The following is a 16,550-nucleotide window of genomic DNA, read 5'->3' as shown; positions in this document are numbered from 1 at the left end:
TGGTATATAAAATAAAAGCTCCTTCCACGTATGGAAGGAGCTTTTATTTTTACATATTAAAACATGCTTGAGCTATGCATTGGTTGAAGTTTTGCATTTGGATCGAAGTAAGCTTTTGCATTGTTTACTGCTGTTGGTGCTTCACCGAAGCCGCAAGCAATGAGTTTTACTTTTCCTTCATATGTACAAATGTCACCAGCAGCGTAAATGCCAGGAATATTTGTTTCCATTTTTGAATTTACAAGGATGCTGTTTTTTTGTATATCTAAGCCCCAGTTTTTAATTGGGCCAAGAGAAGAAACGAAGCCATAGTTTATAATTACGTCATCAACATCGATGATAACTTTTTCTTCAGTTTTTACGTGCTGAAGAACGACTTGTTCAATTTTGTCATCACCAATGAGTTCAACTGGAACATACGGTGTACTTACTTCTGCACGAGAATTCATTAAGTTTTCGACGCTATGTTCATGCGCACGGAATTTATCGCGGCGATGAACGATTGTAACTTTTTCAGCGATCGGTTCTAACATCATTGTCCAATCAACAGCTGAATCGCCGCCGCCAAATACTACGACGCGCTTACCGGCAAATTTATTCATATCATCAACGAAATAATGTAAGTTTTTCTTTTCGTATTTTGCTGTACCTTCTAATTCTAAGCGGCGTGGTTGGAAAGCACCATTGCCAGCAGTAATAATAACTGATTTAGAATAGTGAGTTTGCTTATTCGTAACAAGTTTAAATATACCGTCAGCTTGTTTTTCAAGCGTATCGACAGCTTCTTCTAAACAAACGGTTGGGTCAAATTTCTTCATTTGCTCTTTTAAGTTATCAACTAATTCTTGTGCGCGCACTTTTGGGAATCCAGCTACATCATAAATGTATTTTTCAGGGTAGAGTGCGGATAATTGTCCTCCAAGTTGAGGTAAGCTTTCAATGATTTTTACACTTGCTTGTCTCATACCGCCATAAAATGCTGTGAACAGCCCTGTTGGACCACCACCAATAATTGTTATGTCGTAAACTTTTTGATTTTCTGCCACTTTCATTCCCCCTATAGATGGAATTTTGATATTGATTTCATATATTGTTCATATGTACACGAAAATCCTGCAAATGATGACACTTTCAAATAAATGATAGCATATTTGAGTTCATAATACTTCTGAAAACGACTGAATTGTGTGTAAGTTTTCGCATAGGTTCTTTTTTATTGTATAAAATATACAGAAAGGAAAATACATGAAAAAAAGTCTAAAAAACCCTTGAAAACGCTATGTTATTTTAAAATATTGATAATTCTCCAGACGCTTGAATTCTGGAATAAAACCGACTAATATAGGGAAGTATTATGTTAAATTTCTATGACAAAATTCGTACGATTTTTTGACTGCGTTTTGTTATGATATAGAATGTGATAAATTCCACATTCTTGACAAATAGAGTTTTTAGTACTTGGTATTATTTCTCATTACTATTATATAAAGAAAAGGGTTGTGATTTGGTGAAGACTCCAAAAATCGTAGTTTTAGGTGCAGGTTATGGCGGGATGATTACGACTGTTCGTCTGCAAAAAGCATTATCTGTAAATGAAGCTGAAATTACGCTAGTAAACAACAACAGCTATCACTACCAAGCGACTTGGTTACACGAGAGCGCAGCTGGCACATTACAAGATGAAAAAATCTGTCTAGATATTCAAGACGTTATTGATACAAATAAAGTGAACTTTGTACAAGACACAGTAGTAGAAATTAAAGCTGCTGAAAAACGCATTATCTTAAAAGACGGCGAGTTAGAGTATGACTACTTAGTAATTGGTCTTGGTTTCGAATCAGAAACATTCGGAATTACAGGATTAAAAGAGCATGCATTCTCAATCGCTAACATTAATGCAACTCGTGAAATTCGTGAGCATATGGAAGCTAGTTTCTCTAAATATGCAACTGAACAACGCGATGAGTTAGTAACAATCGTTGTTGGTGGTGCTGGATTTACTGGTATCGAGTACGTAGGTGAGCTTGCAAACCGTGTTCCTGAACTTTGCAAAGAGTACAATGTACCACGTGAAAAAGCACGTATCATCTGTGTAGAAGCTGCTCCAACAGCACTTCCAGGTTTCGATCCAGCGTTAGTAGAATACGCTGTAAAACAACTTGAGAAAAAAGGTGTAGAATTCCGCATCGGTACAGCAATTAAAGAAGCAACTGAAGAAGGTATTATCGTTGCGAATGGCGATGACACTGAATTAATTAAGTCTGAAACAGTAGTTTGGGCTGCAGGTGTTCGTGGTAACGGTATTGTGGAAGAGTCTGGATTTGAAGCAATGCGCGGACGTGTAAAAGTTGATGAGTACATGCATGCTCCAGGATACGAAGATGTATTCATGGTTGGTGACGCAGCGTTAATCATTAATGAAGAAATTAACCGTCCATACCCACCAACAGCACAAATCGCAATTCAACAAGGTTACAATATTGCACACAACTTAACTGTATTAGTTCGTGGTAAAGGCGAAATGAAGAAATTCGCATTTGATAATAAAGGATCTGTATGTTCTTTAGGTCATGACGATGCAATGGGCGTTGTTATGGGTAAAAAGTTAACAGGTTGGAAAGCTTCCTTCATGAAGAAAGTAATCGATAACCGTTACCTATTCTTATTAGGTGGACCTTTATTAGTTCTTAAAAAAGGTAAATTAAAGTTCTTTTAATATATATTAGAAAAAGCAGAAACGGCTAAGAGCTGTTTCTGCTTTTTTCATATTAAAAATATAGTATAATATAAAAAGAAAGAATATTCTGTCCGTTCTGAAAGAGGAGGTTATTACATCATGGAGAAACGAGGGAAGGTATGGCTAGCTGTTAGTGGTTTAGTAGCTACAAAAGATGGTAGGTGGCTATTTGTTAAGAAGAAATACAGTGGATTAAAAGGGAAATGGTCTTTACCGGCTGGTTTTGTAAATGAAGGTGAGACGGTTGATGAAGCTGTGAAACGCGAAGTGTTAGAAGAGACAGGCATTGTCGCTCATGTGAAGGGGATCATTGGTGTTCGATCGGGTGTTATTCGTAATGAGATTAGTGATAATATGATTATTTTTCTTTTGGAGCCTGAAGGAGAAAATATTATTATACAGGAGAAAGAATTGTCTGAAGTGGCGTTCTTACATCCGGATAAGATTGTAGACGATCCGAATACGTCTGTGCTTATTAAATATTTGTTAGAAGGAAGATCAGAACTACATCTTGAAGTGGACAAAACATTAAATCCAGGCGAACCATTTGGTTATACAGCTTATCACGTATTTACGGCACGTGCGAAGGAGAGGGGAAAAGAGTGAGTATACCGGTACTACTTATTTCAATGATGTTATTCTTTATTTTGTTCTTTGGAATTGGATTTTTACTCAACATGATTTTGCGAGCTACTTGGGTAATGGTTATTGTGTATCCGATTGTTTGTATGCTTATTATTAATAAAGCGAGTATGTGGGATTATTTTTCAAAACCGAAAGAAACATTTTCTTCATTTGGGACAAGTGTATCGCACTTAGGACAAGCAGACGTATTTATTCTATCTACTGGATTAGTAGGGGCTGCTTTAGCAGGAGTCGTAATCAAGAAACTTCGGAAAAGCGGATATCAAATGTTTTAATCTCCAATTAAGTTGGAGATTATTTTTTTGCATATTCCTTCATGGTATAGGGAATGATTAACGATGAAGGAGTGTGGAATATAAAAATGTTAAAACGATATTGTATTCGCATTATGATGACTTGTTTACTTGCAATTGCATTATGCGTAACATGGAATGCTTTCACAGGAGTTTCTTTATTAGAGATTGTAAAGAAGTATGAGGGAACGAGTGCAAAAGAAGTACATGCAGCAGAAGTTAAGAGAAATGTTGCTCCGAGTAAAGAAGTGATAAATGCTTTAGAGCAGGCAAACGACTGGTCTAAATATCGTTCAATTGAAATGACTGCAACAGGTTATACGTCGGGAATTGAGTCAACTGGTAAGAGGCCGGGACATCCGGAGTATGGTATTACATATTCAGGTGTTAAGGCGAAAAGGGATTTATATTCCACAATCGCAGCGGACTTACGCGTATTCCCAATTGGAACAATTTTATTCGTACCAGGTTATGGGTATGGTGTAGTAGCTGATAAGGGCGGTGCAATAAAAGGAAACCGTCTTGATCTATATTATGATACGGTGAAAGATGTTTATAGCCAATGGGGTAAGAAAAAAGTAAATGTGTACGTAGTAAAAGTAGGAAATGGTAAGTTTACAGAAGAAGAGTTAACGATGTTAAATCAAGACGAAACGATGCAAGTGTTTCGTGGTCAATATTTAAAACAAAGATAGTCTAGTCGTAATTACGCTAGACTTTTTTTCTTGGCTTATTTCATAATGGAGGGGATTTTACACGACATATAACTGTAGTTAGAATTGTCGCATTTTATCGAAAATAAAGTTATAATGGTGTTAGAGAAATTTAGGGGGTCTGAACATGTTTCAAGTACAAAAAGAATTAGCAGGTCACGAAGCAGTAATTGTCGCTTTATTTGAAGAAGAGAAAATGAGTAGTTTTGTACAAGAACTGGACAAAGCGTTTGAAGGACAATTACAAGTTTTACTAGAAGAGAAAGAATTATCTACGAAGAAAAAGGCCATTTCGAAAGTACATAGCTTAGGAAAAACAAATGTGAAACGTTATTACTTTGTTGGTTTAGGCAAGAAAGAGTCTTACACGACAGAAACGTTACGTGCGGCTCTTGGTAAGGCATTTAAAACACTGCAAGTAGCAAAAGTACAAGATGCAGCAATCTTACTTGATTCTTTCGTAACAGAGAAATTAGAGGCGATTGATGTCGCTCATATTGCAGCAGAGGTACAAGGCCTTGGTACATATGAATTACAAACGTATAAATCAGATAAAAAGGATCGTGTAGAGTTAGAGAAGTTCACGGCTATTACAGCGGAAGATGCACAAGAAATTGAAGCCGCATTAACAGTTGGCTACGTACATGGACGTGCAACAAATTCAGCTCGTACACTTGTAAATATGCCGCCAAACGTATTAACAGCGACAAAGCTTGCTGAGTATGCTGTTGAATTAGCGGAGAAGTATGATATGGACTATAAAGTTCTTGAGAAAGAAGAGATGGAAGATCTTGGTATGGGTGCGTTGCTTGCAGTAAACCAAGGTAGTGTAGAGCCACCAAAAATGATTGCTCTTATTTATAAAGGAAAAGAAGAGTGGACAGATGTCATTGGATTCGTTGGAAAAGGTATTACATACGATACAGGTGGTTATTCTTTAAAACCACGTGAAGGCATGGTCGGTATGAAAGGTGATATGGGTGGTGCAGCTGCTGTATTAGGTGCGATGGAAATTATCGGTGAACTTCGCCCAGAACAAAATGTGATCGCTGTTATTCCTTCAACTGATAACGTTGTAAGTGGTACGGCATTTAAGCCAGACGATGTAATTACATCTATGAGCGGAAAAACAATTGAAGTATTAAATACGGATGCAGAAGGTCGTCTAGCTTTAGCTGACGGGATTACGTATGCGAAAAAACTTGGTGCAAACTACCTTGTTGATGTTGCAACATTAACAGGCGGTGTAATTGTTGCACTTGGAAACTATACGACAGGCGCAATGACAAATAATGAAGAGTTATTTGAGCAAGTGCTAGAGGCTTCTATGGAAACAGATGAGCCAATTTGGCAACTACCGATTTTTGATCGTGATAAAGAACGCGTTCGAAACAGTAAGTTTGCTGATTTAAATAACTCACCAGGCCGTGAAGGACATGCGATTATGGCAGGTACATTCTTAGGCGAATTCGCTGAAGATACACCGTGGGTACACTTAGATATCGCTGGAACATCAGAAACAAAAGGCGCGCACGACTTAGGTCCAGCTGGAGCAACTGGTGCAATGGTACGTACACTTGCAACACTTGTGGAGCGTTTTGGAGAAGAATAATTTTTTGAAGAAAAGGCTGTCTCAAATTTTTGAGGCAGCCTTTTTTATTGGTATTTAATAGTTGATTTTCAATGTTATACTTATGTGATATAATTTTCCCTGTATTAGAAGTAAATAACAATTGAATAGGGAGGGAAAGAAGAGAGTGACAAAAATAGAAGCACTCTTATTATTATGAGGGAAGGGACTTTATCTCAACAAAATATAGTTGTATTGTTTTTTAAACAGTTACGCCCGAAACAGTGGACTAAAAACTTGCTTGTATTTGCAGCGTTAGTCTTTTCAATAAAACAAGTATCTTTAACTATGGTGGCACAAGCTGCAATTTGTTTTGCGCTATTTTGTGCAATATCTGGCTGTGTCTATATTTTAAATGATTTTATGGATATTGAGGCAGATCGACAACACCCTGTTAAGCGATATCGACCGATGGCATCGGGGGCATTAAATCCGTACTTTGCTATTACAGCAGGTTGTGTTATTTTAGTAGCGTCTTTAGTAGTTTCATATATATTAAATCCGTTATTGTGCTTAGTATTAGCAGCCTATTTTATTTTAAATGTAGCGTATTCAATTCGTTTAAAGCACGTTGTAATCATTGATATTTTAATTATTGCAGCTGGATTTGTTTTACGAGCATTGGCCGGTGGATTAGTTATTCAAGTGCCATTTACACCGTGGTTTTTATTATGTACATTATTACTGTCACTATTCTTGGCTATTAATAAAAGAAGACATGAATTAGTATTGTTACAGAATAATAAAGGTTCTCATAGAAAAGTATTAGAAAGTTATTCTCCTGCTTTGTTAGACCAATTAAGTACAATTGTTACATCGGCAACTATTGTAACTTATGCTATCTTTACTTTTAATGCAGGGAAAAGTATCTATTTAATGTGGACAATCCCATTTGTAATTTACGGGATTTTTCGTTATTTATATTTAGTTCACATGGAAGATAAAGGTGGAGAACCAGATAAAGTTTTATTAGAGGATCAGCATATTTTAATAACAGTGTTGTTATATGCGATAACAGTTATTATTATACTATTGAACTTTTAATTACTCTATTCGGGTTTGTTAAAACGTTTAAGAGGAGTGTCTTAAACGTTTTTTATTTGGAATAAAACATTTTTTGAATATAAACGGTTAAGGAGTATAGAGATGCAACAATTTTTAATGATTATTTTATCAGTTGGTATGGGAGTTGTAGGGCAAATTTTATTAAAGTTTGGCGCAATGAAATCACAAAGTTCAGCGGCTGTAGGTATTATGAATTTCATTAACGTACCGAACTTTTTCGGACTAGCTTTTTACGGTTTAAGTGCATTATTATGGATGATTGTGCTGAGAAAGGTGGATTTAAGTTATGCATACCCAATGGTGAGTTTCGGATATGTATTTGTTATTATTGCGTCAGCATTATTATTTGGTGAAACAATCAATTTCATGAAAATTGCTGGAATGGTATGTATAGTAGCTGGCATTTTATTTATTGCAAAATCATAGGAGGTAAAGCAATGGGAACATATTTATATTGTATACTTCCATTTATAGCTTGGGTAGCTTCGGGAGTATTGAAATTTTTAGTGAATTATCTTCGTTCTGGAAAAGATGCTTTTCGTTTAGTTGGAAATGGTGGATTTCCTAGTACGCATACAACGATTTTATCAAGTATGGTCATGACAATAGGGTTTCATGAAGGGTTTAATACACCGATGTTTGGAATCGGGATAGCAATTTTAACAATTGTTATCATTGATGCCACAGGACTTCGCCGTACAGTTGGTAAACATGCAAGAATGTTGAATAAACATATAAGTTCGGAAGAAGAAAAATTAAGAGAGCGTCAAGGACATCATTGGCATGAGATTTTTGGTGGGCTTGTGTTAGGAACAGTTATTGGGTACGTGGCACATCTAATTATGTTATTTCTACCGTAGAGAGGAGAAGAAGTATTGAATATTTGGAATGATTATAAAGGAAAGGGGATATTAGCCCTTGTCCTTTTCATTTTTTATTGGTCATTTTATTTTTTTATCGGTTGGAAAATGGATACTCACTCTAAGCTTTTTATTGAAGCTTGGGTGGTTGATACCTATTTTTCTTTTGATCAAGGATATTATATCATCTCCTTTTTCCTTGAAAAAGTAGATGTAGCAGCGGCGACCTGGTTCCGACATCCATTCCTTTATTATTTTATTCAACAATTCATGTGGATGCTGGAGACAGTAAAAGTAGGGAATATTGTACATGGTATTATATTCATTCAAACGTTTTTAAGCGCGCTCAGTGTAGTGATGATTTATACATTATGCTGTAAAATTTGTAAGAATACGATTGTTTCTTTTTTACTAGCGGTCATGTATGGATTTTCAGCTACAATGTTAGTTATTACGTGGACACCAGAATCTTTTAGCTATGCAAATTTCACATTGGTACTTATGTGCTTTGTATGCTATCCATTTATTACAGGGGAAAAAGAAGCGAAAATAGGATTTAGTATTGCGAATGTATTGTTGGCAATAGTAATAACAGGGGTTACATTAACCAATTCGTTTATGTGGTTTTTAGGTAGTCTGATGAGTTATAAGAAACTACGGAAAAAAATTATTTGGACTGGTATTTCGATTGTTATTGTCGTGGTCCTGTTTGTATTAGCAATGAACGCAAATAATGTCGTTCTTATCGAAGGATTAAAGGGTAGTATGGACTTTGCTGCGCAAGGACAGAGTTTTTCATCAGAATACGTTAAGCCATCAGGTATATTAGTATTTCATCTATTATTAGGATCTTCATTCATCTTTGGACCATTCTCGGAAGTTACTTTAAGACAAGGTGAGCAATTCGCACAATTAAATATACTTCCATCGCATACTATGATCGGGTGGATTGTGATTGTATCTGTGTATGCTTTTATAATAGTAGCTGTATGGAAAAACTTTAGAAAAGAGCCTTTCGTAAGGTTTTTAAGTTTCTGTTTACTATTTAATATTGTTTTACATGGAATTATTGGTTTTGGGGCATCTGAAGCATTTATTTATGGCGCACATATGCTGTTTACAATACCGTTATTATTGGCATATGGTTTTAAAGTGATGAGACGTGTAAAAGTAGTTGCTTTATGTTTAATATTAATATTAATAATTATAAATAATTTTGAAAGTATGCTATATTTTTATCATTTTGCAGTCTCCAATTATTCTTTATAATAAAATAGATTTTTAATAAAAGGGTACTTTAGATAGGATTTCTAAAGTACCCTTTTTTACTATTTCTTAAAAATAGATAAAAAATAATAGCTAGAAGTGAAGCATTTTAGAAAACATATAGTTGTTATGAAAGAGGTCTAAACATGTTTTGAGTACAAAAAGAGTAGCAAGTGTACTTAGACATCCCTGTGAGCAAATAATTTATGGTCAGCTCGAGCAATGGTGTAGGTAATTCGTATACTTTTCGAGCATTTTGTAGAAGAATAATTTTTTTGAAGAAAAAGCTGTCTCAAATTTTGGAGACAGCCTTTTTTATTGATATAGTAGGTATATTTGTTGGTAATTCGATATAACTTCATTTACTACTGCGCTGTTCAAAAAAGTGTTTATAAAGAAATCGTATACAAAATCCCGTTTAAAGCAAAAGAAGTACGGCCCGTTTCTTCAGAGACAACTAATATAAGTGCATCACTCTTTTCTGATAAGCCAATTGCAGCTCTGTGACGTGTTCCTAGCTCAGGATCAACTTCTGTACTTTTCGTTAAAGGAAGAATATTAGCAGCTGAGACAATATGATTATTTTTTACGAGAACAGCACCGTCATGAAGAGGGTTACCTGGATAAAATATTGATTCGAGTAATGGTGCAGTTAAATGAGCGTTTAATGTCGTTCCAGTTTGAATGAGAGCTTCAAGCGTCTCGTTTCGTTCCACAACGATAAGAGCACCATGTTTTCTGGCGCTTAAATGTTGGATAGCTGTCGTAATAAAAGATGAACTTTCCGTATAAGGTGATAAATATGCCTGAATGTAGTATGTAGCTGCCAATGTTTGTACATTTGCTAACATATGATGAATATCTTCCATTTTGCATAAAATACATTCGTCTTCTTTATCGATTGCGTTCCTCATAATCGATAGTTCTTTTTCAGCAATTTCAATCATTTGCTTTGTTTGTATTTTGAGCTCTTCTGACAAGCCCCATTCGTGCATAATCCTCATTCCCTTTAGTGGAGTATTTAACAATAGTGTATACAAATATTCCTAGTAAAATCCTACTAGATTTTATAAAATATTGAGATACAGCATGTTTTTTTCATATAATAAAGGTATGACGAGCGAGAGGAGAGAGAAGAATGAATTGGAAACAAGAATTTAGTCGCTGGCTTTCTTACGCACAATTAGATGCAGAATTAAAAGAACAGCTAGAAAATATGAAGCAAGATGAGAAGAAAATCGAGGATAGCTTTTATAAAAATCTAGAGTTTGGTACAGGTGGTATGCGTGGTGAACTTGGTGCTGGTACGAACCGTTTAAACGTATATACAGTTCGTAAAGCAACAAAAGGATTAGCAAGCTTTATTGAAAAATTAGGTGAGGAAGCGAAAAAACGCGGTGTTGTTGTAGCCTATGATTCTCGTCATAAATCACCTGAGTTCGCAATGGAAGTTGCTGCTACACTTGGGGCACGCGGTATCACAACATATGTGTTTGAAAGCTTACGTCCAACGCCAGTACTTTCTTTCGCAGTTCGTCATTTACATACAGTAAGTGGAATCGTTCTTACGGCAAGCCATAATCCACCTGAATATAACGGATACAAAGTATACGGTGAAGATGGTGGACAGTTACCTCCAAAAGAAGCAGATGAGTTAATTAGCTACGTAAATGCAGTAGAAGATGAATTAACAGTTGAAGTCGCTAATGTAGAGCAATTAAAAGCTGACGGTTTATTACATATTATTGGACAAGAAGTAGATGATGCATATGCTGCAGAATTGAACAATGTCATCATTAATAAAGAAATGGTGCAAAAGGTTGGTAAAGACTTAAAAATCGTCTTTACACCATTACACGGAACATCAAATATTTCTGTACGCCGTGGTTTAAAAGAAGTTGGATTTACAGATGTAACAGTTGTAAAAGAGCAAGAGTTACCAGATCCAAACTTCTCTACAGTAAAATCACCGAACCCAGAAGAGCACGCAGCGTTTGAGTATGCCATTCGTGACGGTGAAAAGGTAGGCGCAGATGTATTAATCGCAACTGATCCTGACGCAGATCGTCTAGGTGTAGCGGTGCGCAATCATAATGGTGAGTTCCAAGTATTAACAGGAAACCAAACAGGTGCATTAATGCTTGATTACTTACTATCTCAAAAGAAAGAAAACGGAACGCTTCCGGAGAACGGTGTCGTATTAAAAACAATCGTAACGTCTGAGATTGGTCGTACAATTGCGAAAGCATACGGTTTAGATACAGTTGATACGTTAACTGGATTTAAATTTATCGGTGAGAAAATTAGGCAGTATGAAGAAAGCGGACAATATGAATTCCAATTCGGTTATGAGGAAAGCTATGGTTATTTAATCCGCCCATTCTGCCGTGATAAAGATGCAGTACAATCTGTCCTATTTGCATGTGAAGTAGCTGCATACTACAAATCACAAGGGAAAACGTTATATGACGGTCTATTAGAAGTATTTGAGAAATACGGCTTCTTCCGTGAAGACCTTGTATCGTTAACGTTAAAAGGAAAAGATGGAGCGGAAAAAATCCAAGAGATGATGGCAACGTTCCGTGAGAATCCTCCGAAAGAAGTAGCGGGCTTAACAGTCGTAGCAGTGGAAGACTATAAAGCAAGCATCGTTACATCTTTACAAGATGGACATAAAGAAGAGATTCACTTACCGAAATCAAATGTGTTAAAATATCAATTAGAGGATGGTTCATGGTTCTGCCTACGTCCATCTGGAACTGAGCCGAAGATTAAGTTTTACTTTGGTGTAAAAGATAGTTCTTTACAAAATAGTGAACAAAAGTTACTTACTATTAAAGAAGACATTATGAATCGTTTATAATACAAAGTAATTTTAAGTAGTAAGGAACAAAAGGGAGCGAAATCTCCCTTTTGTTTTATGTAGGAAATAATTGCTATTGATTCCGACAGGAGAGAGGGTATTTTGTGATGAAAAAAGTAAGAAAAGCGATAATCCCAGCAGCTGGATTAGGAACACGTTTTTTACCAGCAACGAAAGCAATGCCGAAAGAAATGTTACCGATAGTAGATAAACCAACGATTCAATACATTGTAGAAGAAGCAGTGAAATCGGGAATCGAAGATATTATTATTGTTACTGGTAAAACAAAGCGCTCTATCGAAGATCATTTTGATAACGCATTTGAACTAGAACAAAACTTATTAGAGAAGAAAAAATATGAGTTGCTTGAAAAAGTACAAGCTTCTTCAAAAATGGTAGATATTCATTACATCCGTCAAAAAGAGCCGAAGGGACTAGGACATGCTGTTTGGTGTGCACGTAAATTCATTGGTGATGAGCCATTTGCAGTGTTACTAGGTGATGATATTGTCCAAGCTGAGAAACCGTGTTTACGTCAATTAATGGATGAGTATGAAAAAACACTTTCTTCTGTTATTGGTGTACAAACTGTTCCGGAGTCGGAAACACATCGCTATGGAATTATCGATCCATTAGAACAAGAAGGTCGTCGTTACCAAGTTCGCAATTTCGTTGAAAAACCAGCACAAGGTACAGCTCCTTCAAACTTAGCGATTATGGGGCGCTACATTTTAACGCCTGAAATCTTTATGTTCTTAGAACAGCAACATGTCGGTGCTGGTGGTGAAATTCAGTTAACAGATGCAATCCAAAGCTTAAATGAAATCCAACGTGTATTTGCCTACGATTTCGAAGGAAAGCGCTACGACGTAGGTGAAAAGCTAGGATTCGTTCAAACGACAATTGAAATGGCCCTGCAACACCCAGAATTACGTGATGACATGGTTGCAATGATGAAGAAAATTTTAGAAGAACAAGCGAATCAAGAGTCATAATAAAAAATGAGTTATTTCAGTATACTGAAATAACTCATTTTTTTATTATGAAATCGTCGAATGAGAATGCTGATAAGCAGAACGACGCACAGCATAATATATGCGAGGTGCGATAATAGCACCGATAATTGTAAATGCAATATCTTTTACTGCAAACCACATCATAATCATCCAAGCAGCTTTATAGCTCATATTACCGCCCATAAAGAGATTGACTGCCCCGTACATGTAAGTAGTACCGATTATATAAGTTAAAATAATTCCTGTGAAAGAGGCAATTGCAAATGTAATGAATGTTGGTCTTTCTTTTTGTTCTACTAGTTTTCCGGATACGTAAGCAACGATAATAAATGCGATAATAAAACCACCAGTAGGATCTAAAAGTGCTCCAAATCCAGCTTTGAAGTTAGCGAAGATTGGTGCGCCGGCTACGCCAACGAGCATATATACAGTCATGGATAAGGCACCAAGTCTACTTCCAAGAAGAAGACCTGCTAAAATTGCGAAAAATGGTTGCATAGATAATGGGATGCCTGCTACTTGAAGGAATGGTGCCCAAGATACAATATTTGCACCGATTGCCATAAGAGCAACGAACATGGCAGCTAATGCTAAATCTAAAACATGAAATCTTCTCATAATGTTAACCTCCTGTTGTTTTTAGGTTAACATTATCGTAGCGAAAATATTTACTTGTTGTCAATCAAAATATTTTGATAAGAAGGCTTTAAATAGTCTCTTAGCAACGTATATGGAATACGAAATTGCGGAATTCCACTTGAATAGGGAGCAATCTCATATAAAGGGAAATAAATGACGAGATTGTCTGGCTCTAAAAAGAAGTGGAATTTTTTCATACTCATTACTTTTTCAGTTGCATCAGGAAAATAAATGCTTTCATTTTGTTTAATTTGTCGTACAATCTCCGCACGGATTACATCTTTATATTTATCCTTTTGTTCAAATAAATCGTCTAAGTGCAGTACCTTTTTTTCGTTTAAATCGAATGTATTTGCCTTCCACGTATAAAGACCGTGTGCTCCGCCAGTATATTGATAGTAATTCACATATAGGCTAAGAAAAGGTGGTTTGTTTAAAGAGACTTTATAATCAACATTTGCTACGTACGGATGAAAGGGTGTACTAGATCCTTCTGTCTCTTTATAATATTTTTTTGCTTCTTTTTCTAATTTGTTTTTAAATTTGTCAGTGGATTTTTTGTAGTATAAATTGAGTTTATTTTGAAATTTAGAATCAGAAAAGTTGTGAAAAGAAGGCCTATTTATTTGATATTCTATATAAGGTTTCTTACCTTTTTGCGTTACAGTCTTAACATCGATTGTCAGGTTAGATGCTTTGGCTGTTATTGTACAATTTGGTACAATAGTCAGCAAGGAGAACATAAGCAGTAATATACAAAATTTCTGTTTCATTTAGGTGAAGCCTCCTTATATAAGTGTTATAAGTAGTTTGAAAATAAATAGGTAAAATTATACATTTAATTAAAGTAAGAGAAGGGGGAAGCGATATGGCAAAAACTTTAATGGATTCACTTGGAATTGAGTTGTTAGAGATGACAGAAGATAAGGTGGTTGCTACGATGCCTGTTGATGAGCGTACGCATCAGCCATTTGGATTTTTACATGGTGGTGCATCGGTTGCATTAGCAGAAACAGTGGCAAGTGTTGGTTCATATAATTTAATTGATCAAGAAAAATGTATTTGTTTCGGATTAGAAATTAATGCGAACCACATTCGCTCAAAGAAAGATGGAATTGTAACAGCGATTGGAACACCGATACATAGAGGACAATCGACAATGGTTTGGGATGTTCGTATTATTGATGAAAATGATGATTTACTATGTATATCAAGATGTACAGTAGCAATTAAAGAAAAACGTGAAAAGTAAAAAAGAGGCGCTCTTATGAGCAGCCTCTTTTTCTTATAATTAGAACTGGATTTTCTTCTCTAAGAAACCTTTTAGTTCGCTAATTGGCATACGAACTTGTTCCATTGTGTCACGGTCACGTACTGTAACAGCTTTGTCTTCAACTGAGTCGAAGTCGTATGTGATACAGAATGGTGTACCGATTTCGTCTTGACGACGGTAACGTTTACCGATAGAACCAGTTTCATCAAAGTCTACCATGAAGTCTTTAGCTAATTCTGCGAATACTTCAGTAGCACCTTCAGATAGCTTCTTAGATAATGGTAAGATAGCTGCTTTGTATGGTGCTAAAGCAGGGTGGAAACGAAGAACTGTACGAGAATCGTTTTCTAATTGCTCTTCTTCATATGCATCACATAAGAATGCTAATGTTACGCGGTCTGCGCCTAAAGATGGCTCGATGCAGTATGGCACGTAACGCTCATTCGTTTGTGGATCAATATAGTTAAAGTCTTCGTTTGAATGTTCCATGTGACGTTTTAAGTCGAAGTCTGTACGAGATGCAACGCCCCAAAGTTCGCCCCAACCGAATGGGAATTTGAATTCAATGTCAGTTGTTGCATTACTGTAGTGAGATAACTCTTCTTCACCGTGGTCACGAAGACGCATGCTCTCTTCAGACATACCAAGTGAAAGTAACCAGTTTTTACAAGTTTCACGCCAGAATGCAAACCACTCTAAATCTTCACCAGGCTTACAGAAGAATTCAAGTTCCATTTGTTCGAATTCACGTGTACGGAATGTGAAGTTACCAGGCGTGATTTCGTTACGGAAACTCTTACCGATTTGGCCGATACCAAATGGAAGCTTTTTACGCATAGAGCGTTGAACGTTTTTGAAGTTTACGAAAATACCTTGTGCTGTTTCAGGACGAAGGAAGATTTCGTTTGTGCTAGACTCTGTAACACCTTGGAATGTTTTGAACATTAAGTTGAACTGACGGATTTCAGTGAATTCTTCACTACCGCAATCAGGACATTTTACTTCATGTTCTTTCATTAAGTCAGCCATTTGGTCGAAAGTAAGACCGTCAACAACCATTTCGATGCCTTTTGCATCTAAAGCATCCTCAATTAATTTGTCAGCACGGTGACGAGCTTTACATTTTTTACAGTCAATCATTGGATCGTTGAAGTTACCAACGTGACCAGAAGCGATCCAAGTTTTAGGGTTCATTAAAATAGCTGCGTCTAAACCAACGTTGTGTGGAGATTCTTGAATGAATTTTTTCCACCAAGCTTTTTTAACGTTATTTTTTAATTCGATTCCAAGTGGACCGTAATCCCAAGTGTTTGCAAGACCACCGTAAATTTCAGAACCAGGGAAAACAAAACCGCGATGTTTCGCTAAGTTTACAACTTGTTCCATTGAATACATAAGAAAATCCTCCTTTTGAAAGTTAACGTATTGGCGATGACATACTCTGATACTTTGGAAACGAGCAGTATATGCTAAAAAGAACATAAAAAAACGCTCATCCCAAGGCTTATTTGCCTAGGGACGAGCGTTTGCCCGCGGTTCCACCCTAGTTG

General features: G+C 36.2%; 17 protein-coding genes. 12 read left to right on the top strand and 5 right to left on the bottom strand.

Going from position 1 to position 16,550, the window contains the following annotated elements; genetic code table 11:
- Positions 1-56: 56 nt before the first annotated feature.
- Positions 57-1,046: an NAD(P)/FAD-dependent oxidoreductase gene (locus NST90_RS23425; protein ID WP_000829784.1), complete on the bottom strand. Its 990-nt coding sequence runs from the start codon at positions 1,044-1,046 to the stop codon at positions 57-59.
- A gap of 461 nt (positions 1,047-1,507) precedes the next feature.
- Here NST90_RS23425 and NST90_RS23420 point away from each other — a divergent pair, with 461 nt between their 5' ends.
- The 9 genes from NST90_RS23420 to NST90_RS23380 all read left to right on the top strand — a co-directional run bounded on the left by NST90_RS23420 (position 1,508) and on the right by NST90_RS23380 (position 9,212).
- The gene (locus NST90_RS23420) at positions 1,508-2,716 is read left to right on the top strand and encodes an NAD(P)/FAD-dependent oxidoreductase (RefSeq protein ID WP_000856612.1); all 1,209 of its coding nucleotides are present in this window, start codon (positions 1,508-1,510) and stop codon (positions 2,714-2,716) included.
- Positions 2,717-2,836: 120 nt separating this feature from the next.
- Positions 2,837-3,343 carry an NUDIX hydrolase gene (locus NST90_RS23415; RefSeq protein WP_000415315.1) on the top strand — a complete coding sequence of 169 codons (507 nt, stop codon included), beginning with the start codon at positions 2,837-2,839 and terminating at the stop codon, positions 3,341-3,343.
- Positions 3,340-3,657, top strand: coding sequence for a YuiB family protein (locus tag NST90_RS23410; protein WP_000027016.1), 318 nt, complete (start codon positions 3,340-3,342; stop codon positions 3,655-3,657). Before NST90_RS23415 ends, NST90_RS23410 begins: the two co-directional genes overlap by 4 nt.
- Before the next feature lie 86 nt (positions 3,658-3,743).
- Positions 3,744-4,370, top strand: coding sequence for a 3D domain-containing protein (locus tag NST90_RS23405; RefSeq protein WP_006922360.1), 627 nt, complete (start codon positions 3,744-3,746; stop codon positions 4,368-4,370).
- 145 nt (positions 4,371-4,515) lie between these two features.
- On the top strand, positions 4,516-6,000 hold the full coding sequence (gene pepA, locus NST90_RS23400; RefSeq protein ID WP_283748270.1) for a cytosol aminopeptidase: 1,485 nt from the start codon (positions 4,516-4,518) through the stop codon (positions 5,998-6,000).
- Between the two features lie 174 nt (positions 6,001-6,174).
- Positions 6,175-7,062: a decaprenyl-phosphate phosphoribosyltransferase gene (locus tag NST90_RS23395; protein WP_016123674.1), complete on the top strand. Its 888-nt coding sequence runs from the start codon at positions 6,175-6,177 to the stop codon at positions 7,060-7,062.
- A 102-nt stretch (positions 7,063-7,164) separates the two neighbouring features.
- Positions 7,165-7,509, top strand: a complete 345-nt coding sequence (locus NST90_RS23390; RefSeq protein WP_001183889.1) for an EamA family transporter — start codon at positions 7,165-7,167, stop codon at positions 7,507-7,509.
- Between the two features lie 11 nt (positions 7,510-7,520).
- Entirely contained in the window at positions 7,521-7,943 is a 423-nt protein-coding gene (locus tag NST90_RS23385) for a divergent PAP2 family protein (protein ID WP_016123673.1), read from the top strand.
- 15 nt (positions 7,944-7,958) lie between these two features.
- Entirely contained in the window at positions 7,959-9,212 is a 1,254-nt protein-coding gene (locus NST90_RS23380) for a DUF6080 domain-containing protein (protein WP_046393058.1), read from the top strand.
- A gap of 386 nt (positions 9,213-9,598) precedes the next feature.
- Here NST90_RS23380 and cdaS read toward each other — a convergent pair whose 3' ends face one another.
- Positions 9,599-10,204 carry a sporulation-specific diadenylate cyclase CdaS gene (cdaS, locus tag NST90_RS23375; RefSeq protein ID WP_000545252.1) on the bottom strand — a complete coding sequence of 202 codons (606 nt, stop codon included), beginning with the start codon at positions 10,202-10,204 and terminating at the stop codon, positions 9,599-9,601.
- Between the two features lie 143 nt (positions 10,205-10,347).
- On the opposite strand from cdaS, the gene NST90_RS23370 reads away from it, so the two are divergent.
- Both NST90_RS23370 and galU read left to right on the top strand, forming a co-directional pair.
- Complete coding sequence (locus tag NST90_RS23370) at positions 10,348-12,072, top strand: phospho-sugar mutase (RefSeq protein WP_001104227.1); 1,725 nt, start codon at positions 10,348-10,350, stop codon at positions 12,070-12,072.
- Positions 12,073-12,179: 107 nt separating this feature from the next.
- On the top strand, positions 12,180-13,067 hold the full coding sequence (galU, locus tag NST90_RS23365) for a UTP--glucose-1-phosphate uridylyltransferase GalU (protein WP_002097988.1): 888 nt from the start codon (positions 12,180-12,182) through the stop codon (positions 13,065-13,067).
- A 45-nt stretch (positions 13,068-13,112) separates the two neighbouring features.
- On the opposite strand, the gene NST90_RS23360 is transcribed toward galU, so the two are convergent.
- A complete protein-coding gene (locus tag NST90_RS23360) occupies positions 13,113-13,706 on the bottom strand; it encodes a biotin transporter BioY (RefSeq protein ID WP_001252163.1) in 594 nt (197 codons plus the stop codon).
- Between the two features lie 50 nt (positions 13,707-13,756).
- A complete protein-coding gene (locus NST90_RS23355; RefSeq protein WP_283748269.1) occupies positions 13,757-14,500 on the bottom strand; it encodes a DUF3298 and DUF4163 domain-containing protein in 744 nt (247 codons plus the stop codon).
- Between the two features lie 95 nt (positions 14,501-14,595).
- Between NST90_RS23355 and NST90_RS23350 the strand changes: the two genes are divergently transcribed.
- Positions 14,596-14,979 carry a hotdog fold thioesterase gene (locus tag NST90_RS23350; RefSeq protein ID WP_001140612.1) on the top strand — a complete coding sequence of 128 codons (384 nt, stop codon included), beginning with the start codon at positions 14,596-14,598 and terminating at the stop codon, positions 14,977-14,979.
- A 39-nt stretch (positions 14,980-15,018) separates the two neighbouring features.
- On the opposite strand, the gene NST90_RS23345 is transcribed toward NST90_RS23350, so the two are convergent.
- Positions 15,019-16,395 carry a glycine--tRNA ligase gene (locus NST90_RS23345; RefSeq protein WP_000287147.1) on the bottom strand — a complete coding sequence of 459 codons (1,377 nt, stop codon included), beginning with the start codon at positions 16,393-16,395 and terminating at the stop codon, positions 15,019-15,021.
- Positions 16,396-16,550 lie beyond the last annotated feature (155 nt).

It is taken from the genome of Bacillus sp. FSL E2-8900, assembly GCF_037966225.1.
Classification (GTDB): Bacteria; Bacillota; Bacilli; order Bacillales; family Bacillaceae_G; genus Bacillus_A; species Bacillus_A cereus.
The sequence above is the reverse complement of the archived record's forward strand: the minus strand, read 5'-3'. Positions and strand labels throughout refer to the sequence as shown.